Source organism: Leuconostoc sp. LN180020 (assembly GCF_014844115.1).
Taxonomy (GTDB): Bacteria; Bacillota; Bacilli; order Lactobacillales; family Lactobacillaceae; genus Leuconostoc; species Leuconostoc citreum.
This window is the reverse complement of the sequence record NZ_CP039736.1, coordinates 1,156,171-1,177,069: the sequence shown is the minus strand read 5'-3', so window position 1 is coordinate 1,177,069 and position 20,899 is coordinate 1,156,171. Positions and strand designations below refer to the sequence as shown.

Below are 20,899 nucleotides of genomic sequence, written 5' to 3'. Positions count from 1 at the left end.
CCAATTTTAATGTGTCATATTTGCTGATAGCGTGTAGTCACGATCCAGGGCCGCAATATGTTCATATGTTTCGCGTGCAACGACAAGCTGATGCTGTCCATTTTCCACAAAAACAACTGCTGGACGTGGGTTGCGATTATAGTTTGAAGCCATTGCATACCCATAAGCACCTGTTGCTAAGACGGATAAAATATCACCTGCTTGCGTCTTGGGCAATTTTTGTTGCCAAACAAGAACATCGCCAGATTCACAATATTTTCCAGCAACACGTACCACTTCTTGTGCTGGAATATTTGGTTGATTGGCTAAAACCGCTTCATAATTAGCCTCGTATAACGCAGGCCTAATATTATCTCCCATACCACCATCGACTGCTATATAGTGTCGCATATCAGGAATGTCTTTTCGCGCGCCAACAGTGTAAAGCGTTTGTCCTGCTGGACCTACCACTGAACGTCCTGGTTCAATCCAAATTTCTGGCATTTTCCAATCGTACTCGGCTGCTTTTCCTTTTAAGGTACGAATAATAGCACTTACATAGTCACTTTCTGGTAGTGGTTCATCGTCATCAGTATAACGAATACCAAAACCGCCCCCGACATTAATAATATCCGGCTGCCATCCCCAACTTTGTGCTGTATCTGCTAATAAGGCAGCATTTTTTTCAAAGCCAGTGACATCAAAAATTTGCGACCCAATATGCGCATGTAGACCTCGTAGGTGAAAATGGCTATCTTGACTAGCAATATCATACGCTGCCTTCGCTTGACCGGTTAGTAAATCAAAGCCAAATTTTGAATCTTGCTGACCGGTGCTAATAAATTCATGGGTGTGGGCCGATATTCCTGGTGAAATACGCAACAAAATATCTTGTACTACTTGACATTTTTCAGCGATTTCAGACAATAATTGCAACTCCAAAAAATTATCCACAATAACTGTCCCAATACCCTGTTGAACAGCCATCATCAGTTCATCCCAACTTTTATTATTGCCATTAAAGCTTAAGTGCTTTGGGTTAAAACCAGCTTGAATAGCAGTATAAAGTTCCCCACCTGAAACAACATCTGCGTGAATGCCTTCTTGCTGTGCCACTTGATAAATTGCCTTTGTCGCAAATGCTTTTGAAGCATAACTAACGATGTATGGGACATTTTCTTTTTCAAAAATGGCTTTAAATGCTCGCATTGTTTGCCTAATTTTAGTCACGTCATAAACATAAAGTGGTGTACCGTAAGTACTAGCAAGGTCAACCGCATCAACATGGTCAATGGTGAGGTGATTTTGTTCATTTGTTGGATAATTCATGTGCCCTCCTAAACGACATATAGATTTAGTATCATATGCCATCATTATCAACATAAAAAGCCCTTTGTTCGAGACATGGTCACGGACAAAAGGCTTTTGCTTAGCAATTTTGACAGTTTCCATAGCTCACCGTTACATGTAACGACAGTCTAACAATTATTAATTGTTAGCCCAACAGACAAAGTAGTAGTTTTTATCTATTTCGGCGATATCCCCTTTTGCTTAACGTCATGGCTGCTACAACAGCTCAGATAAGCGACTTATGTCTATCGCGACCTCTATGTGAAATTATATTTTTATTATGGTTTAATCATAACTGACAGTTTAAAAAATGTCAAATTTTTAATCTAATATTCAGTATCAATAAATTTTAAACCTAATTCACGCCCATACTGTCGAATTGTTGATTCAGCTAAATTCATTTCAAAGGCTAAATCAATATAGCTCGTCATACCATTATTAAAAAGCGCTAATACTTTCGCTTGACGTTCATCTTTGCCAATAGCTGATTCTGTTGCTAAAGCCTGAATGCCATGACCGACTAGCGTAGTATCTACCTCTGTTTTTGGTTGTCTTTCTCTTGACTCTAAATCCCGATAGGCTTGTGCTGCAGCCTTTTCGTCTAAATGCTGCGTTGTGACATTTTGATTGATATCTGCTGCTTTTTTAAATTGATAATTCATTAACTGACCTCATAAACTAGCACGGTGAATAATACTTGGACCATCAATCGCCGAGAGTTTCCCATCTTCATAAACAGTCGCTAACAAATCATCGCCAGCTACATCTTGCGCTACTGTTTTAATCGTATTACCATCTAGAATGACTTTCAATAAACCAGCTTTGGACGCTTTGGTCATGTCTGTTTTAGGATTTTTTTGAATGTTAATGTGACGCCCATCAGCTGTTTCTGCGTAAGCGGCTTTGATTGCAAATCTTTCCGTGTCACGTGTGAATCCTTCTTGCAAAAGCCCACCACCTGACCCAACAATGAGATTGTCAGCTGACCAACCTGCAGCTATTATGGTTTCATATAATGACACAATTGTATCTGCTTTCATACCATCGCCTTGAATAATACCAACATTGTCATTCAAAATACGATAGCCTTTATCATTTAAGGTTGTTCCAAAGATATCAGCAAGCAAATTCAAGACCTGCAAATCAATAATTTCAGGATCACCAGAATCTGGTCGTAACACAATGCGACCTTGACGGCTACGTATTCGTTGTTTAATCGTCGCTGATCCGATAACATGGGTCACGAAATTTAGCGCATCATATGAATCAATCACAATTGATAAAATCGCATCATCAGGTGCCCGATCAAGTTGTGCATTAACATAATCTATTTCACCTTCTCCCGGACCGTAAGCTGTGGCTACTGAATGTTCGGTTGCCCAGACCGATGCCGCGCGACCTGAAACACCGTAAACTGCCTCAAAATAACTTGAAGCAGCCATATTATCTGAACCTTGAAAATGTAATAAATGGGCTGCCCCGCCACGTTTTCCAGACATCAAAGATGTTGCGCCACGTAATCCAAAATCGTTAACAGCAACTGGTAAATTTGTTAGTGTGCCTGTTTTTTCAAACAAGGGTTGCAAACTTTTTTTTATGTATAAAGAATTTGTTGCGATAGTCGTTGGATACCAAACGTGCATTAATACAACTTCCAAAGCATTTAAACTTGTTGCAAACCAATCCTGTGTCGACTCAATTGTAAACAAGGCATTACCTACTGGCACTGTCATACCTTCAGGTAATGCTTTAATTTTCACAGGAAAATAGCCCAACGTTTTTACTTTTTCCCAAACGTCACGGTTAAAATAAGCGGTCGTATTAAACGTCTGTTTTGCTACTCTCTCAGCTTCATCAATCATTTCATCCGTAATTGGCTGTCTAAAGTAATCATGTAGAATCATTGACAAACCAAACCAACTCACTGTATCAAAACGCCCGCCAACACGTGCCTCGCCATAAGAGTATAGTTTCGTGATGTCAGTTGGGTATTGTAGATGATGTGTTAATTTATAAGCATCAGTGGCCAAAATGAGATTTTCTGTCATAAGGTTATCTCCGGTAAGTCAGTCGATATTAACATTTGCGTAACATCTTCAAAACGATCACCAGCTACTTTAATCAGACGCCAGTCATATAGTTTGTCATCGTCAAATTCATCAATGTAGGGTTCAAATTCACCCTCAGTCTGTAAAATTAAATACCCTGCAAAAGCAGACACAAATTCTTCTGGCGACGTCACAACGCGCACCAAATGACCTTTATCAAAGAAGCCTACTGCTAGATTAAAGCCGGACCATTGTCCCTCAAATGCCCATTTAAGTGTAATCCAGTCAGACATTGTTATCCCAAGATTCATCAGATAGTCTAGTGATAAGCGAATATGAATAGGATGTTTTTCTGATTGTGTGACAATACCTTGCGCATCTAACTGGCTTGAAAAAATGCCAACTAGTGCTTCAAATTCGCCGACGGTTGGCATACTTTCTTCTTGTTGCCAAGCTGTCACAGTTGCCACGTCAACATCAAGTGCGTCTGCGATTTCTGCTGTTGTTATATGTGTTAATTGTTGTAATTTTTCTATATTATTCATGCTCTTATTATACTAAAAAAGCTACCCTCAGGCAGCTTTACTTTTTTGATTGATCAATTTTTTTTGTACGATGGTTAATGACTAGTGATCTAATAACCCCAATAATGGTTGGTAGTAAAGTCACCAAGGCAATACCGATAATAATAACAGAGAAGTGACGTTTAACAAAGGGAATATTACCAAACATATAGCCCGCCCCAGTCGCAATAAAACTCCATGAAAAAGCAGCAATCACTGTGTTTCTTAAGAAATGCACAAAGGGAAACTGACTAATACCGGCAACAAATGGCACAAATGTACGAACAATTGGCATATAACGCCCAATAATAATGGCCATTGCCCCATGCTTTTCGAAAAAGCCTTCAGCTTCTCGAATATGATTTTCCTTAATAAAGCGGCCAATAATTGGATGCTTAACTAAGCGATAGCCACCTGTTCGACCAATCCAAAAATTAAGTGAATCACCGGCAACAGCAGCAATAAAGAATAATACCATAAAGACCCAATGATTTAAACCAGCAGCAATACCTGCAGAAGTTGCTGCAACGGCACCGGCAGCAAAAAGCAACGAATCACCAGGCAGGAATGGCATAATGACCACACCAGTCTCAATAAAAATAATAGCAAATAAAATCAAGTAGGTCCATGGTCCAAATTGTGTCACAAGCGAGGCAATGTGTGCATCAATATGGAGGATGAAATCAATTAAAAACATGTGTTTATTGTGTTCCTTAATTCTAATGCAAGAGAAACACGTTACTCCTCATTTTATAGTAATTCAAGTGTATCACATATTGGATAGTAAACCTAAATCGTGCAACATTATTTTAAATCTTTCCCGAATAAGGTAAGATAGATTTTGGACAAGTTTTGTCTATTTAGCTGATATTACAACATCTTGAAAATAATCTGATGTAAAGTTAAATACGTTACTCATAACAAGAAGGAGAAAACACATGAATGAAGCAAAGCTCATCAAAGAATTAGAAGAAATTAGTCGTCGCGTTGATAATAGTAAAAAATTACCAGGGGCAAAAAATATTTATTTAGCTGCCGGTTGGTTTTCAGATCACCAAGAACAATTACTTAAAGAAGCTTTTACAAAGTTAAGCGCTAACCCAACGATTGCCCATATCCATGTGCCATTATTGCATCAGTATGGCGGCGTAGCATTAGGCACATCTAATAACACCCCAGATTTTGAATGGGGCGCCATGACCTATAAGGCTGATATTAAAGCCATTGACAATTCAGACTTGACCGTTGCCGTCTTTGAAGCTGAAGATGCAGATACTGGAACAGCTATGGAGCTTGGCTACTCAGTTGCTTCTCATACACCAGTGGTCTCTGTTTTTGCTGGTAATATTGATGAGCATCCAATTAACTTAATGCTATCATTTGGTACAGATGCTCATGTCACCTCTACTGATGCATTGGCTGATTATGATTTCTTTGATATTACACCAAACAAGTATATGGGTAAGTTAATTTAAAGCACAAAATTTAAGAAAGGTATCGGGCCGCTCTCTCAAAGCTCCGTTTAAAAAACAGCAACCAATCAGAGTGCCTTAATTCCGATAATTATCATGAACATTAATCAAACAAATCACATTTCACATTGGCAACTTCTAAATCCAATCTGGTATGGCCAGCAGTTCAAAGGTTGGACTCGCCTATCTTACACGTTATTGGGTGTCGGGTTACTGATTATTGCCTACACTAGTTTTGCCATGGGCGCGGTTATCACGTCAATGACATTCGCCACTTTTTTTGCTGCAGCATTTGGTTGGATTACTGTCCTTGGTCTCAAAGAAGCCAAACCTATGAATGGCCTTTTTGGTCTGTTATCTGCAGCTATCTATATTTATGTGGCTTGGCTACACCGTAATCCAGCTGATGCTATGCTACAGCTCACTTACGTGATTCTACTTGACATCCCCGTGCTCATTATGCCAGGGTGGGTAAAAAATACGAATCAGCATGTCCGCTTCATTCATGAAACTGATATACGTGGTGAAAAACACGGTAAAGTTTTCTGGTACACAATGCTAACTGTCGTTGCAATTATTGCTTTCGTTGCGGCTTATCTTTTTGAAACAAAAATTTTGCATACACCTAGACCAATATCTGACTCACTTGTGCTTGGTACTGGTTTAATTGGTGCCGTGCTAACCACCTTTCGTTTTTCTGAGAGTTGGTTTGCTTGGTTATTACAAGGTATCATGCAAATTATCTTGTGGGGATTAACGGTTGCTGCTGGTGGTGCCTTAGGTGCTTCAGCTATTGTCATTCTGGTAACCTATTTAATGTATTTTGCTAATGATATATTGGCCTTATTACAATCTTCTTGGTTCCACCACAAAGATATCACCGCACAGCTTGCAAAAAACAGTGTCAAGTAAAAAACCTTGACACGATTTTTTAAAAACCTATTGACAAATGGCTCAATTTTAGATAAACTTGACTAGTTGATAAATTGAAACGAAAGGAGGTGCCATTATGGCTACCCCATCAAACAAGAACTCTAAGTCTCATAAGCGTAACCGCCGCGGACACATCGGTTTGAATGTTCCTAACATTGTTTTGGACAAGACAACTGGTGAATACCGCGTAGCTCACCGTGTATCACCTTCTGGTGTTTATAACGGCAAGCAAGTGATTGAAAAGTAATCACATAAAAGCCTACTTCTAATTTAAGAAGTAGGCTTTTTATTTCCTTTACATAACAAATTACAATGATTTTTTATCTCATTTAACATCATCATGTCACTTTTGTGGTAGAATAGTGACATGACAATTACAATTAGAGAAGCGGCTGTTGACTCTGTTGAAGCTGCCAAACAAGCGCGCCGCAAAGGCGCTAATCGAATTGAACTCAGTAGCCACTTAGAACTCGGTGGTTTAACACCTGATACGCGTACAATCATTGACACCTTGATGGCTGTCGAAGACGTTCCTGTCGTCATTATGGTTCGCCCACGAGGTGGTGATTTTGCTTACGATGATGCAGAACTGCAACAAATGCAAGATAGTCTTCAGCAAATTGCAGACCTCGGTGGTCAATATGTGACATTTGGTGTCGTCCGTAACCATCAACTAGACTTTGATGCCATGATGTTACTCATTAATCATGCTCATGAGTTACATTTAGAAGTCATTATGCACATGGCATTTGACCATATTGCCCAAGAAAGCCAACAAAACGTGATGCAATGGCTGTCTGATCATCATGTCAAACGTATTCTAACACATGGTGGGATGTTAGAAACACCAATTACCGATCTTCTATCCGAGTTGCAAACTTTAGTCAATACTTCACCACCGGATTTAACTATTCTCCCTGGTGGTGGCGTAACTGTCGCAAATGCGCAACGTATTGCCAACACATTAGGCGTTACAGAAGTACATGGCTCAAAAATAGTTTAGCTGTCACATCACAATAAATATTGATTGAATGGTCGCTTTAATTATTATAAAGTGACCATTTTTAAATGACTAGTATTGGAATCAACAACATTCAAAAAGTGAGGAACAAGAAATGCCACTGGATGGTCTGTTTACACATGCCCTTGTGCATGAATTTAATGAAAAACTTGTTGGTGGCCGTATTACAAAAGTTCACCAACCCTATGCTAACGAGATTGTTTTAGTCGTGCGACAAAATGGCCAAAACTATCCTTTGTTGCTAAGCGCCCACCCGACTTATGCTCGCGCACAAATCACCTATATTCCTTATGAAAATCCGCAAACAGCACCGAACTTTGTGATGTTTCTAAGGCGTTATCTTGAAGGCGCCAAGCTGCAAAAGATTGAACAAGTTGCTAATGATCGTATGATTAATTTTTACGTTAATGCGCGTGACGAATTAGGTGATGTGCAAGAAATTCGACTAACAATTGAAATGATGGGGCGTCATTCTAATATTTTTTTGGTACGTGAAAGCGACGCCCGTATTTTAGAATTAATCAAACACGTCCCCGCTGACCAAAATCGTGTCCGCTCGTTAATGCCCGGTGCTCGTTACATTCTACCGCCTGAACAGCATAAGCTTAACCCTTTCACTAATGATTTAACTGATTTAGCGACAATGATTCTTGACCAACCGGTTGAAGCATGGCCAGCCTTTATCCAAGCAACTTATCAAGGCTTCAGTCAGGACTCAGCAAAAGCTTTAACGCGAGCCATCGATACAACTGGCGATCGGATTCAGTATGCAAAAAATTGGCTAGCAGCTTTTGATCAACCAAAGCCAACTCTGTTTCACTCTGATAAGGGGAATCTGAGTTATGCAGCCATTGATTGGCTACAAGACTTTGCGACCAAGCAACATTTTGATAGTCTTGGGATCATGCTAGATGCCTATTACGTTGGTAAGGCTGAACGCGAACGTGTCAATCAACAAGCCGGCTCACTTGTACGCGTCGTTAAAAACGAACTGAAAAAAAATAATACTAAAAAGAAAAAATTATTAGCGACCTTAACTGATGCTGAAAATGCTGATGCACTGAAAGTTATGGGTGATTTACTCATTACCTATCCACATTTAGTGACAAAGGGTATGACATCTGTCGCGATTGAAAATTATTATGACAACAATAAGTTATTAAATATTCCGCTTGATCCAAAATTAAATGGACTAAAGAATGCTGAAAAATATTTTAATAAGTATCGTAAGTTAAGAACTGCTGTAAACTATGTCAATACCCAATTGGCATTAACAACAGCAGAAATTGATTATTTTAACAACATTGTTGCACAATTAGAGGTCGCCTCACCTAAGGATGTTGCTGACATACGCATTGAATTGATGAATGGTGGCTACATTCGCACTACAAAAAAAAGTAAGCAAAAGCCGAAAATTTCTAAGCCCGACCGTTTTGAAAGTTCCGATGGCACACTAATCGAAGTTGGCAAAAACAATTTGCAAAATGAGCGGTTATCTTTGAAACAAGCCGACCGCCGTGACATTTGGCTTCACGTTCAGAAAATACCTGGTTCACATGTTATTATCCACTCACCTCAACCCTCCGAAACAACATTACTAGAGGCTGCTAAATTGGCCGCCTACTACAGTAAGGCAAGGCAATCGGCAAATGTTCCCGTAGATTATTTACCAGCTGGAAAACTACGTAAACCCAATGGTGCCAAACCCGGATTCGTTATTTTTGAAGGTCAACAAACACTTTATGTGACACCCGAACCCGACCTTATAGCACGCTTAAAAATAAAATCTTAACCCTTGACAAATCACCTATTTGTCTGGTAAATTTAAAACTGTTGTTTCGTACAGATAGCATGTGTTAAAACACATGCCGACAAAAGAGGCGTGACATTATCTTTTTAGATAATGTCACACCTCTTTTTATTTTTTAAGGAGCTAATTCATGAGAACAAACAATTGGCATGTTATGCCGGCAGTGATTGCTTCTGGCATATTAAGTTTCAGTGGTGTCTTGATTGAGACAGCTATGAATGTTACTTTTCCACAGTTAATGACTGAATTTAGTGTCACGACAAATGCTGTGCAGTGGATTACTACGGGTTACCTATTGGCAATTGCTGTTATTATACCCATTTCAGCATTTTTAATTCGTAATTTTTCAATACGTACATTATTTATGACGGCAAATATTTTGTTTCTGATCGGTATTATTTGTGATGCTTTTTCACCAACACTAACTTGGTTATTAGCTGGACGTGTCTTACAAGGCATTGGCACCGGCATTGCTTTACCACTGATGTTTCATATTATACTGACCCACTCACCAATGAGAACACGCGGCATGATGATGGGTATTGGCAGCATGATTACTTCGTTAGCACCTGCCATTGGCCCAACTTATGGTGGCATTTTGTTGAACAGCTTTGGGTGGCGGGCTATTTTTTGGTCACTTGTTATCTTGTTAGTTATCTCGCTCATTATTGGCATGTTTAGTATTCCTAAAGAGCCTGTTCGTCTAACTGAGCCTTTTCCCTTCCGATCATTTGTCTGCCTTTCAATCGGCTTGGCAACTGGATTGTTAGCCATTGAACAGAAATCACTACCGTTATACTTTATCGGATTACTAGCACTCTTTATGTTTTATCATGTGAACAAAAAACAAAAAATGATTAATCTCACGCTTTTTCGTAATGTGTATTTCGATGCCTATATGTATGGCATGCTAGTCTATCAAGCTATCTTACTCGGTTTGTCGTTTATCTTGCCAAATTATTTGCAGTTATATCAGCAACATAATGCGACTGTTGCTGGTATGTTTATGTTTCCAGGTGCTTTAATCGGCGCACTGCTTGCACCAATAGCTGGTGCTTTGTTAGATCGTATCGGTCGTTTTTGGCCAGTTTTTGTTGGCTTGTGCTTTTCAACAACCGCACTCATTTGCTTTGTTGTATTCTTACCCTTACTTAATTTCTGGTCCCTACTTGGTCTACACGTTTTGATGATGGTAGGCGCTGGTCTAGCTTATGCTAACTTCATGACTTTAACGTTAGGTGCACTTAAGAACCACGAAACAGCTGATGGGAATGCGGTATTAAACACGATGCAACAACTTGTTGGCGCTGCAGCGACTGCTATTGTGGCCCAAATTTTGGGACAAGCCATGCGCCAACAACCACACCAAGGAGTACTCACTGGCGCGCAGACAGGTATTGGTTATTTAGCAATATTTATCAGCTGTGCCCTTGTTTTATTTGTCTTCTTGCATGTTCGCCAAAAAAAGAATTAGGATACTAAAAAAGTTCGCAATGCGAACTTTTTTAGTATCCTATCGGTAAAAACATATGACCTAATGTTGCTGCCATCACAGCCTTAATCGTATGCAAACGATTTTCTGCCTGATCAAATTGATAAGCAAAGGGTGCATTAAATATTTCGTCAGTAATTTCCATTTCGGTTAAACCGTATTTTTTATATATTTGCTGGGCAACTGTTGTATTTAAATCATGAAAAGCTGGCAAATCATGTAATACAATGACGTTAGGATTCCCTGTTGCCGATACCAATGCCTGATTAATTTGATAGGGTAATAAGCACTTAATGCGCTCTGCAAAAGTTGATTCTTCGCCCATTGAGGCCCAGACATCCGTATACAAAACATCAGCGCCAGCAACACCCGCTGTGATATCATCGGTTATCATCAATGTTGCACCAGATTCGGCTGCTTTCTGCTGTGCTATGTCTTGTACATCACGATTTGGTTGTAAAGACTTAGGTGCTACAATATGAATATTAACACCCAAAATAGCACCCGTAACTAATAGTGAATGTGCAACGTTATTGCGACCGTCGCCCATGTATGCTAGTGTCACACCATCAAGTGAACCTAATTTCTCTTTAATTGTTAGAAAATCGGCCAACATCTGTGTGGGGTGCCATGCATCGGTTAAGCCATTCCAAACCGGCACCCCTGAATACGTCGCTAAATCTTCTACAGTTTTTTGAGAAAAGCCACGATACTCGATACCATCATACATCCGACCAAATACTTTAGCCGTATCTACTAATGATTCTTTTTTACCCAATTGAATATCATGTTGTCCTAAAAATTCAGCATGTGCCCCTAAATCATTTGCCGCCACTGTAAAACTAGAACGTGTCCGTGTTGAGGTTTTCTCAAATAACAACGCAATATTTTTTCCTTGTAAATATTGGTGAGGAATATGCTGTTGCTTGAGATACTTAAAATGTGCTGCTAAATCAATTAAGGTTTCTAACTCAATTTTGGTAAAATCAATTTCTTTTAAAAAAGATTTCCCTTGAAAATGTGAACTCATTGACGCGCCTCCAAATTTTTATACTGACGTGCAATTTCTTTTTGTACGTTCGCTACAGCAGTACCACCAATTGAAGTACGACGATTGACAGCTGTTTCTGATTGCAATACAAGATAAATATCAGCTTCAATCTGCGGTGCCGCTGCCTGTAAATCAGCTAAAGCCATGTTCTGAAGAGGCGTATGGGTTTGAATACCAGTCAACACTAATTGCCCGACAATCGCGTGTGCTTCACGAAAAGGAACACCCTTTGTTGCTAAATAATCAGCTAGTTCGGTCGCATTAGAAAAATCATCTTGCGTACTTGCTAACATGCGTTCTTTATGCACTGTTATTTCACTCAACATACCCGTAAAAATTTTAATCGCAGCCAGCACAGTATCCATCACATCAAAGACTTGTTCTTTATCTTCCTGCATGTCTTTATTGTATGCTAAAGGAAGTGCTTTCATCGTTGTCAAAAGTGCCATTAATGCACCATACGTGCGCCCTGTTTTACCACGCACTAATTCTGCAAAGTCTGCGTTCTTTTTTTGTGGCATAATCGATGATCCTGTCGAAAAATCATCAGACAATTCGATATAATTGAATTCATACGTTGACCATAAAATCAATTCTTCTGCCATACGAGATAAGTGCATCATCAGCATGGCCGCATTAGATAAAAATTCTAATGCAAAATCACGATCAGACACGGCATCTAATGAGTTATGGTAGATATCATTAAAACCTAACTGCTCTGCAACAAACTCACGATCGATTGGGAACGTTGTGCCAGCTAAAGCTGCTGCCCCAAGTGGCAACATATCGGTATGCTTTTGGTTAAACTCAAAACGATCATAATCACGTTGAAACATCTCACAATACGCTAAAAGATAATGACCATAAGTAATTGGTTGCGCATGTTGTAAATGTGTATAGCCTGACATAATTGTTCCAGCATGTTGTGTTGCTAGCTGTAACAGAGTTTCTTGTAATTCAGTTAACGCATCCAACACATGTGGCAAGCGATGTTTCACCCACAAATGAAAATCTGTTGCAACTTGATCATTCCGTGAACGTGCTGTGTGTAATTTACCTGCTACCGCCCCAATTTTTTTTGTTAACAGCACTTCTATATTCATATGAATGTCTTCATTTTTAACATCAAATGCTAGCATGCCATCATCTAACTCTTTTTTTAAGGCCACCAATCCAGCAACAATTTCTGCTGACTCAGATTCTGAAATAATTTGTTGCTTACCAAGCATTTTAGCATGGGCAATTGAACCCTCGATATCTTCGGCTGCCATTTGCTCATCAAAATGAATTGATGCACCAAACTCATCGACCCATTCTGCAGCCTTAGCAGTGAAGCGGCCACCCCATAGTTTTGTTGTTGTCATAACATTTTAACAATATTGTTTTGCCAATAAACAATATAATCCTTTCCCTATTTATGTACGATGGCTTTCGCCATCTTTTTTAATTTTTAAGCTTCAATTGACTGGGCTTTTGACTGTGAACATGATTCACTTGTTCGTACACCGTGTTACTCAATGTCCATAATTTGATGAAACCAACTGCCGCGGCTTGATCGAAGGATGAGGCACTGGTATATGTTGCTAAATCCTCATCATAAAGTGAATTATGCTCTGATTGACGTGCAACAGCAATGGCACTTCCCTTGAATAACTTCATCTTCACCACACCGTTTACATTTTTCTGTGTCTCATCAACGAAAGCCATAAGACTATCAAATAGCGGTGATACCCATTTAGCTTCATAAACTAAATTAGCAAGTTGTTGTTCCACCATTGGCTTAAAGTGAGCCACATCGCGTTCCAATGTCAAATCTTCGAGATCTTTATGTGCTGTCATCAAAACAGCTGCTGCCGGTGCTTCATAGATCTCACGTGATTTAATCCCAACCAAACGATTTTCAATATGATCAATACGTCCAATGCCATGCGTGCCTGCCATGATATTGAGTTTAATAATTAAATCGGCTAATGGCATTTCATTACCATCTAATGATGTTGGAATGCCAGCAGTAAATGTGACGTCAACAAATTCTGGTATATCAGGTGTATTTTCAATTGCTGTCGTTAAAGCATAAGCATCCTCGGGTGCCTGATGCCAAGGATTTTCCAAAATACCCGCTTCATTAGCACGTCCCCATAGGTTTTCATCTATTGAGTATGGTGACTCTAAATTAATTGGTACAGGCACATCATGTTGCTGAGCATATTCAATTTCTTCTTCTCGAGACCATTGAAAATCACGAATAGGTGCTTCAATTTTCATATCTGGGTCCAAAGCATGAATTGCTGCTTCAAACCGAACCTGATCATTACCGTGTCCTGTTGAGCCATGTGCAATAGCAACTGCTTCATTTTCGTGTGCGATATCCACTAATTTTTTAATAATTAAAGGTCGTGAGAGAGCTGAAACCATTGGATATTCGCCCTCATATAACATATTGGCTTTAATCACTGGTGCAACATATTGGTCTGCAAATTCAGCTTGTGCGTCAATAACGATAGACTGGCTAGCGCCAACTTTAAGTGCTTTTTCCTGGATAGCAACCATATCTTTGCCATGTTGTCCGACGTTTAAGACCACTGCAATAACATCGTATCCTTTTTCTTTTAACCAAGGAATAGCAACTGAAGTATCCAAACCACCTGAATAAGCTAATACTAATTTTTCTGTCATGTTAGTGACCTCCGTGTTTATGTATGCATTAATAATACCGCCCACCGTTTTTTTATTCAACCATTTACTGATTATATACACTTTAAGGCTGAATAACAGCGATAAAAATGTATATTTTTGCAATAAAAAAGCAGATAACCTTAATCTGCTTTTTTATTTCGTCATTTGTTCAGTTATGGCACGGTGGACACGATCAATTTCAGTTGGCGTCATAACCTCAACCGCACCTAAATCCCCCATGCTTTGTGTTGTACCATGCAGCTGATCTTGCTTAACATGAGATAATGCTGAACGATAGTTAAACGCCAAATTTCTCATAGAACTGCTAGATACATCAGTTTGAATATTATTAGATAACATGTTTAACAATGTATCATTAAACAGTGATCCAACACTTGCCGCATGCTTGAGGACTGCTTGAATGATTAATTGTTGTCTTCTTTGACGACCATAATCACCATCTGGATCTTCGTGTCGCATCCTTGAAAAAGCCAGCGCCTCGTTGCCGTCCATGTGGTAGCTTTGACCAGCAACAAACGAATATTGCTTTTTAGAGTCAGCTTGCGTATCATCCCCTTCAGTTGTAAATGTTAATGGTGATATCACATCAACACCGCCAACGGCATCAACCATTTTAATCATGCCTGCCATATTAACCAGAAAATAGCCACCATTGATTTTAATGTTCAATAAATTTTCAACAGCAGATAACGCTGAATCAGCATTACCATAGGCATAAGCCGCATTAATTTTCATTTGTTGGCCATTGACAGTGACTAAGGTATCACGCGCAATTGATGTCATTGTCGTCGTTTGTTTCGATGGATTAACTGTCATAACCATCATAGTATCTGTGCGGCCTTTATAATCACGGCCTAGCTCACCAGTATCAGTACCCAGCAATAAGTATGATACTGGCGCTTTGCTTGCAGTGACTTGATCAGCTTTTTTCGTTGTTGCAGAAGGTTTCTGCATCTTACTAATTGTGCGATTCATTTTATAATAGGTTACCGCACCTACAGCAACACCAGACAGCAACAATAGGCCAACAATAATTAAAATGATACGACGAACTGTATGGCTTTTTTTGCGGCCATTTTGTTTACCCTGTCGATGTAATGATTCACGTGTCATGACACTTACTCCTTAATTAAACGACTTCTCAAAAAATTAGCAAAAGGTAATCATTGTAACCCTAACCACCAATGAAATGTGTAATAAACAGTTGTGCGACATTAAAGTAAATTAGCACAGAGGTTAAATCGGATAATGTGGTGATAAAAGGCCCACTCGCCACTGCTGGGTCAAAGCCAATTTTATCAATTACAACAGGAATGAGATAACCTGCTAGATTGGCAACAATAATAGCAATTGTCATTGCTAATCCTACAGCAAAGCCTAAGACAACATTTTGTTTCCATAGCGCGACCACTATAAACACTGACAAACCAGTAGCGATACCCACCAAAATACCAGCAATAACTTCGCTAAAGAAATCTCTTAAGCCATTTTTATCACTTCCCACGGCAATACGACGCACCGCTAAGGCTAAGGCTTGTGTCCCAGCATTTCCAGCTGTTCCAGTAATTAAAGAAATAAAAGCAGCTAAGATTGAAGCACGCCTCACTAAGCCATCGTAAGAGCTAATTAAAGTTGCGGTTGTCATACCTAATAACAATAATGCAATTAGCCAAGGAATACGCTTAACAGCAGAGTGCCAAGGCGTATCGTTAATTTGACTGACGTTAACGGCCGCCAAACCAGAGTAATATTCGACGGCCTCTTCGTCAATAACATCAACAATATCATCAACTGTAATAACACCTAACAAACGATTATTATCATCGGTAACAGGAATAGAAAGGAAGTTATAATTAGCCACAATTTGTGCAACATCTGCCTGATCATCACCAGCTTTAACACTAATGATACGCTCATTGGTAATATTAATCACTGGTAAATCATCAGCATGGGTCAGCAAATCTCGTAAAGAAATAACACCCATCAAATGTTCTTGCTTATCGAGCACGTAAACATAACTAATTGATTCCGCTTCCAGTGCTTGCTTTTTAACCAAATGCATCACATCGTCAACATGTAAATTTTCTTCAACAGCTAAATATTCTGTCGACATTAACGAACCGGCAGTTTGCTCATCATAATTAATGAGTTGGCGCACTTCATCGGCTTCTGATTTTGGCATCAGACTAAGATAGGTTGCAACTAGCCGCGGTGGCATTTCTTGTAACACGTCGGCCGCATTATCGGCGTACATTTCTTGCAAAATACGAGCACCGCGTCTTGGTGGCATTTCTTTCAGTAACGCAACGATGTCAACCTCATCAACATCCAGATTGTCAAAAACGCTGGCTAGGATATCATCAGAAAGTAACCGCCAGGCAACACTACGAAATTGTTCTGGCAAACCAGCATACGCTTGTGCCATTTCATACTCATGTAGTGCTTCAAAACTATCGATAAATGTATTGTCTTGTCCAGACTGAATCAAGTCTGAAAGGTGCTGAATTGTCTGGTTTAATTCTTCAATTTGCTCAGCCATATTAACCGTACACCTCCTGCTATTATGCTTATTATCGTTTAAATCAAATCACGCAACCCTTTTAAATCCTCTGGTAACTTTGTATTAAATTCACGGTAATCCTCAATGAATGGGTCGTAAAAACGCATGTGATAAGCATGTAATGCCTGTCTTTTTAAGCCATGCCACAATGGTCCGCCGTATAAATCATCGCCAACCAATGGGTGGCCAATGTTTTTAAAATGGACACGGATTTGATGTGTGCGCCCCGTATGTAATTGCACTTTCACACGCGTCATTGGCTGCTCGCCATTTTCATCATAACGGCGCTCGACCCAATATTCGGTACGTGAAGGTTTGCCATCATCACGAACTTCTCGTTTAATAAAATCGCCTTCTACACGCCCAATCGGAGCATTAATGTCACCATGATCTTCAGTAAGAATACCACTGGGATAAGCTAAGTAAAATTTTTCTACTGTGTGATCCTGTAATTGTTGATCCAAAACAGCGTGCGCAAAGCGATGTTTAGCCAATAGCACAATACCAGATGTATCTCTATCTAGTCTTGTCACCACGTGAGGCACTAAATCTTCGGCATTAATCTCTTCCAAGTGACCTTTCACTTGATTAACCAGTGTATGTAGACGGTCAGCGTGGCCAGGTACAGTTGTTACCCCATATGGTTTATCAACAACTAACCAATGCTCATTTTCAAAAATAATATCGAGTGGTCGATAATCAGGCACAACTAAATCGTTTCCTTTTTCAGTTGGCATGACTATCGTCACTTGATCCCCATGATCTAAATAATCCGAGGTATAAACCTGTTGCCCATTTTTTAAAATGGCACCACCATTATGCTTCATTTGGCTAAACATACGATGTGAGACCCCATGCGCTTGTAAAAATGTTCTCACCTTTCGTTGTTCTGTGCCTGAATATGTCCAAGTAAATTGCATGACTAACTATGTAAATGCAGCAAAACAAAGCCGTTTTGTGCATATATTCCTCTCAATAAATATAAAATATTGTTATGACTCAATATCATTAATAAACGCCCGATGGACACGTTGCCAAAAATCGACATGTCGATATGCCGCAAAATGCACTTGTTTATCAGCGACACGAAAACGCAGCTCATTAATATGTCGGCCTTTGATTTCAGATTGATCATACATCACCAAAAAATGATTACTTTTTGGCTTGACGATAATTTCTTCACCTTTGGGAACGACTAATGGCGACCCCAATGTCCTAAACACACGATTATTAATCGAAGCAATCTCTGACATTTGGATTGCTGATAATTTTGGATGTAATACAGCGCCACCATTAGCTTTATTGTAAGCTGTTGAGCCGGTCGGCGTAGCAACGGCAATGCCATCACCCCTAAAGCGTTCGAATAATTGACCACCTAAGTATATATCAGCAACTAATGTACCGACCGGTTGCTTAATTGCGGCTTCATTAAGCGCCAAAAAATGATACTGCTCACCGCTTTCATGAACAACCGTCATGTCTAACAAGGGATAGCTTACACGCTGACCATTGTCATGCGTTAAGCTGCTCACCAGATTGGCAAGCTCAGTGCTCAACCAATCGGTATAAAATCCCAGATGGCCTGTATGTAAGCCAACAAAACGGATTGTATCAATCTGATCAACGTAATGCTGAAAAGCACCCAGCAACGTGCCATCACCCCCAACAGTAATGACAATATCTGGATGCTGATTATCAATGGTTAGCCCATTTTTCTCAAGTGAAGCAACTAACGACTGCGTAATCATCTGTGAGTTTTTAGCATCATTATTAAAAATTGCTATCTTCATTCTGTCGCCCGAATCTCACTGACTCTTTGATCCCATTCGAAGTTTTCTTCTGCCAAAATAGTCAGTTGTTCTGCCATTTCAGCTGGTAACTCATCGCCATGCTTGTAACGTAAATCATGCTCAATCGTAGCCCAAACATTCATAGCGATTGTACGCACTTGTATCTCAGCTAATACTTTCTTTTCCCCGCCATACATTTGTACGGGATATTCAATTACAATATGGTACGAACGATATCCAGAAGGCTTAGCATTCATGACATAATCACGCTCTTCAAGAATCTGGAAATCTGTGCGATCACGTAACAATTCAACAACAGTGTAAACGTCCTCTACGTACTTCGTCATAATACGTACCCCAGCAATGTCTTGCAAATCTAATGCTAAACGCGATTCCTCTAAATGACGACGTACTATTTTTTCTTCAATCGATGACTTTGATTTTACTCGACCTGTCACGAATTCAATCGGAGAGTTTTTCCCCTCTTTTTCGTACTGGTCACGTAAGCCACGTAACTTAACTTTCAGCTCTGTTACCGCCTGTTGATATGGAACAAAAAAACGTTCCCATTCCATGACGACACCTCTTTCTAAACGGATGCTTACTTGCTCATCCGCCCCATCTTTATTCACATAGTTATGCTGCCCTATATCTGTATGCAATATAGCGCAGCATGATTGTTCGTTTAGTTTACAAACTCCATTTTAACACACATCTTGTTTGGTTTTGAGCTTATCAGTCGACAAGACAATCATTTACAGGTAAAATATGGTTTTGGATAAGGAACACTATATTTATAATCGGCTATCTCGGAGGTCTATCATGCTTGACATTTATCATTTTTCTAATCCGCTTTCCACGGATTGTTTAAAAACTGAGGAACGGCTATTACAACTCAGCTACGACTTATCTGAGCGTGTTCATCTGCGCTTTATTCCACTCTTAGATCATCACCTTGTGGCAAAGCTAACGCCAAGTTACTTACGCGACAGCACTACGGACAATAACGATCAAAAAAGTTGTCATATTGCTATGGACTATAAGGCAGCTCAAGTTGAAGGCAACAAAAAAGCGCGCCGTTTTTTAATTAATTTACAGCATGCCCTAACAAGTCAAGCTTATTCACTGGCATTAGTCACTAATATAGCGGAAACAGCACGTCTAAATGTTGATGATTTTTTGGTTAACCGCGAGGCCACAGAAACATTTCAGGCCGTATTAGAAGATCAGGCTTTGGCAAAACAAATGCTATCCAAAGCTGATCCTTGTATTGCCATCGATGACCCGACAGCAATCGATACACAACTATTAACTAACTTATCAATTGACAACCTAATTGCGACTTTCGCGCCACATTGTGCCAAGTCATTAGCACCAGACATTTTACGTCAACACTTATCAATTTAAATTAAACGATGATAGACACAACCTTTTTCGAGGCATTAAGTGATTACGAAAAAAGCCTCTCCGATGACCGATTAGCACAATTCAAAATTCAAGCTGCCAAAGACGTATTACAGCGTTTAGCAGTTCACAAACTACCGCAAAAGCAACTACCAAAGCTCAGTTTTACAGAAAAACAAATACTGAAAAATCCTAGCTTAATGCCATTAGATGATTTATTATCTAATTTTAGGCAATGGTTGATTACGCAGTTTGGCGTATGGTATTTGCCTAATCTGAAGTGGCTGGCTGACCTCAATCATTTTATTGCTGGCCGTCGCGTACTCGAAATCATGGCAGGCAACGGTCTCATTACCTATGGCCTACGGGCACTGGGCAATGAGTTGGTTACAGCCACAGACACCTTTCAATGGCAAGAACAAGATATCGAAATAGCCGATCCTTGGACTCAAATTATACCACTAGACGCTGAAATAGCCTTACAGAACATATCATACGATGTCGTTATTATGAGCTGGGCGCCCGACACAGCACAAACAGATGTAAAAATCTTAAATTATCTTCGAGCAACTCATTTTACTGGTGACTTCATTCTCATTGGTGAACCATTTAAACATACCAATTCTATGGCATTTTGGCAAACAGCTCAGTTAACAAAAGTACCCGAACTTAATACAAACCATCACTCTTTTGATACTATTGATGACCGTATTTTCCTAGTTAAATAGG

General features: G+C 39.6%; 21 protein-coding genes and 1 riboswitch. Of the genes, 8 read left to right on the top strand and 13 right to left on the bottom strand.

Going from position 1 to position 20,899, the window contains the following annotated elements:
* Positions 1 to 6: 6 nt before the first annotated feature.
* The 5 genes from lysA to FAZ25_RS06020 all read right to left on the bottom strand — a co-directional run bounded on the left by lysA (position 7) and on the right by FAZ25_RS06020 (position 4,637).
* Positions 7 to 1,308, bottom strand: coding sequence for a diaminopimelate decarboxylase (gene lysA, locus FAZ25_RS06040; RefSeq protein WP_004901071.1), 1,302 nt, complete (start codon positions 1,306 to 1,308; stop codon positions 7 to 9).
* 114 nt (positions 1,309 to 1,422) lie between these two features.
* Positions 1,423 to 1,597, bottom strand: a riboswitch (Lysine riboswitch).
* A gap of 58 nt (positions 1,598 to 1,655) precedes the next feature.
* Positions 1,656 to 1,991 carry a hypothetical protein gene (locus FAZ25_RS06035; protein WP_004901075.1) on the bottom strand — a complete coding sequence of 112 codons (336 nt, stop codon included), beginning with the start codon at positions 1,989 to 1,991 and terminating at the stop codon, positions 1,656 to 1,658.
* A 9-nt stretch (positions 1,992 to 2,000) separates the two neighbouring features.
* Positions 2,001 to 3,377 (bottom strand): nicotinate phosphoribosyltransferase, encoded by a 1,377-nt coding sequence (locus tag FAZ25_RS06030; protein ID WP_012305312.1) that lies wholly within the window; start codon positions 3,375 to 3,377, stop codon positions 2,001 to 2,003.
* The gene (locus tag FAZ25_RS06025) at positions 3,374 to 3,922 is read right to left on the bottom strand and encodes a hypothetical protein (protein WP_004905314.1); all 549 of its coding nucleotides are present in this window, start codon (positions 3,920 to 3,922) and stop codon (positions 3,374 to 3,376) included. Before FAZ25_RS06025 ends, FAZ25_RS06030 begins: the two co-directional genes overlap by 4 nt.
* Positions 3,923 to 3,959: 37 nt before the next feature.
* The gene (locus FAZ25_RS06020; RefSeq protein WP_004905315.1) at positions 3,960 to 4,637 is read right to left on the bottom strand and encodes a VTT domain-containing protein; all 678 of its coding nucleotides are present in this window, start codon (positions 4,635 to 4,637) and stop codon (positions 3,960 to 3,962) included.
* A gap of 241 nt (positions 4,638 to 4,878) precedes the next feature.
* Between FAZ25_RS06020 and FAZ25_RS06015 the strand changes: the two genes are divergently transcribed.
* The 6 genes from FAZ25_RS06015 (at position 4,879) to FAZ25_RS05990 (ending at position 10,650) form a co-directional block, all read left to right on the top strand.
* Positions 4,879 to 5,415: a nucleoside 2-deoxyribosyltransferase gene (locus FAZ25_RS06015; protein WP_146992489.1), complete on the top strand. Its 537-nt coding sequence runs from the start codon at positions 4,879 to 4,881 to the stop codon at positions 5,413 to 5,415.
* A gap of 93 nt (positions 5,416 to 5,508) precedes the next feature.
* The gene (gene pnuC, locus FAZ25_RS06010) at positions 5,509 to 6,324 is read left to right on the top strand and encodes a nicotinamide riboside transporter PnuC (RefSeq protein ID WP_004905317.1); all 816 of its coding nucleotides are present in this window, start codon (positions 5,509 to 5,511) and stop codon (positions 6,322 to 6,324) included.
* Positions 6,325 to 6,421: 97 nt separating this feature from the next.
* Positions 6,422 to 6,592, top strand: coding sequence for a 50S ribosomal protein L32 (gene rpmF, locus FAZ25_RS06005; RefSeq protein ID WP_004901089.1), 171 nt, complete (start codon positions 6,422 to 6,424; stop codon positions 6,590 to 6,592).
* A gap of 120 nt (positions 6,593 to 6,712) precedes the next feature.
* Positions 6,713 to 7,348 (top strand): copper homeostasis protein CutC, encoded by a 636-nt coding sequence (locus tag FAZ25_RS06000; protein WP_004901095.1) that lies wholly within the window; start codon positions 6,713 to 6,715, stop codon positions 7,346 to 7,348.
* A 112-nt stretch (positions 7,349 to 7,460) separates the two neighbouring features.
* Positions 7,461 to 9,158: an NFACT RNA binding domain-containing protein gene (locus tag FAZ25_RS05995; protein ID WP_146992487.1), complete on the top strand. Its 1,698-nt coding sequence runs from the start codon at positions 7,461 to 7,463 to the stop codon at positions 9,156 to 9,158.
* A 148-nt stretch (positions 9,159 to 9,306) separates the two neighbouring features.
* Positions 9,307 to 10,650: an MFS transporter gene (locus FAZ25_RS05990; RefSeq protein WP_146992485.1), complete on the top strand. Its 1,344-nt coding sequence runs from the start codon at positions 9,307 to 9,309 to the stop codon at positions 10,648 to 10,650.
* 31 nt (positions 10,651 to 10,681) lie between these two features.
* Here FAZ25_RS05990 and argF read toward each other — a convergent pair whose 3' ends face one another.
* From argF to FAZ25_RS05950, 8 genes are all read right to left on the bottom strand, one after another.
* The gene (argF, locus tag FAZ25_RS05985; RefSeq protein WP_004907871.1) at positions 10,682 to 11,698 is read right to left on the bottom strand and encodes an ornithine carbamoyltransferase; all 1,017 of its coding nucleotides are present in this window, start codon (positions 11,696 to 11,698) and stop codon (positions 10,682 to 10,684) included.
* Positions 11,695 to 13,083, bottom strand: coding sequence for an argininosuccinate lyase (gene argH / locus FAZ25_RS05980; RefSeq protein WP_004905893.1), 1,389 nt, complete (start codon positions 13,081 to 13,083; stop codon positions 11,695 to 11,697). Before argH ends, argF begins: the two co-directional genes overlap by 4 nt.
* Positions 13,084 to 13,162: 79 nt before the next feature.
* Positions 13,163 to 14,395, bottom strand: a complete 1,233-nt coding sequence (locus tag FAZ25_RS05975; protein ID WP_146992482.1) for an argininosuccinate synthase — start codon at positions 14,393 to 14,395, stop codon at positions 13,163 to 13,165.
* Positions 14,396 to 14,548: 153 nt separating this feature from the next.
* On the bottom strand, positions 14,549 to 15,529 hold the full coding sequence (locus FAZ25_RS05970) for an LCP family protein (RefSeq protein ID WP_004903258.1): 981 nt from the start codon (positions 15,527 to 15,529) through the stop codon (positions 14,549 to 14,551).
* Between the two features lie 61 nt (positions 15,530 to 15,590).
* The gene (mgtE, locus tag FAZ25_RS05965) at positions 15,591 to 16,955 is read right to left on the bottom strand and encodes a magnesium transporter (RefSeq protein WP_192269228.1); all 1,365 of its coding nucleotides are present in this window, start codon (positions 16,953 to 16,955) and stop codon (positions 15,591 to 15,593) included.
* 38 nt (positions 16,956 to 16,993) lie between these two features.
* Positions 16,994 to 17,896, bottom strand: a complete 903-nt coding sequence (locus FAZ25_RS05960) for an RluA family pseudouridine synthase (protein WP_004903264.1) — start codon at positions 17,894 to 17,896, stop codon at positions 16,994 to 16,996.
* A 72-nt stretch (positions 17,897 to 17,968) separates the two neighbouring features.
* On the bottom strand, positions 17,969 to 18,766 hold the full coding sequence (locus FAZ25_RS05955; protein WP_004905897.1) for an NAD kinase: 798 nt from the start codon (positions 18,764 to 18,766) through the stop codon (positions 17,969 to 17,971).
* Positions 18,763 to 19,341 (bottom strand): GTP pyrophosphokinase family protein, encoded by a 579-nt coding sequence (locus tag FAZ25_RS05950; RefSeq protein WP_004903269.1) that lies wholly within the window; start codon positions 19,339 to 19,341, stop codon positions 18,763 to 18,765. Before FAZ25_RS05950 ends, FAZ25_RS05955 begins: the two co-directional genes overlap by 4 nt.
* 247 nt (positions 19,342 to 19,588) lie before the next feature.
* On the opposite strand from FAZ25_RS05950, the gene FAZ25_RS05945 reads away from it, so the two are divergent.
* On the top strand, positions 19,589 to 20,173 hold the full coding sequence (locus FAZ25_RS05945) for a DsbA family protein (protein WP_192269225.1): 585 nt from the start codon (positions 19,589 to 19,591) through the stop codon (positions 20,171 to 20,173).
* Positions 20,174 to 20,181: 8 nt separating this feature from the next.
* Entirely contained in the window at positions 20,182 to 20,898 is a 717-nt protein-coding gene (locus tag FAZ25_RS05940; protein ID WP_100666061.1) for an SAM-dependent methyltransferase, read from the top strand.
* The last annotated feature ends 1 nt before the right edge of the window (position 20,899 follow it).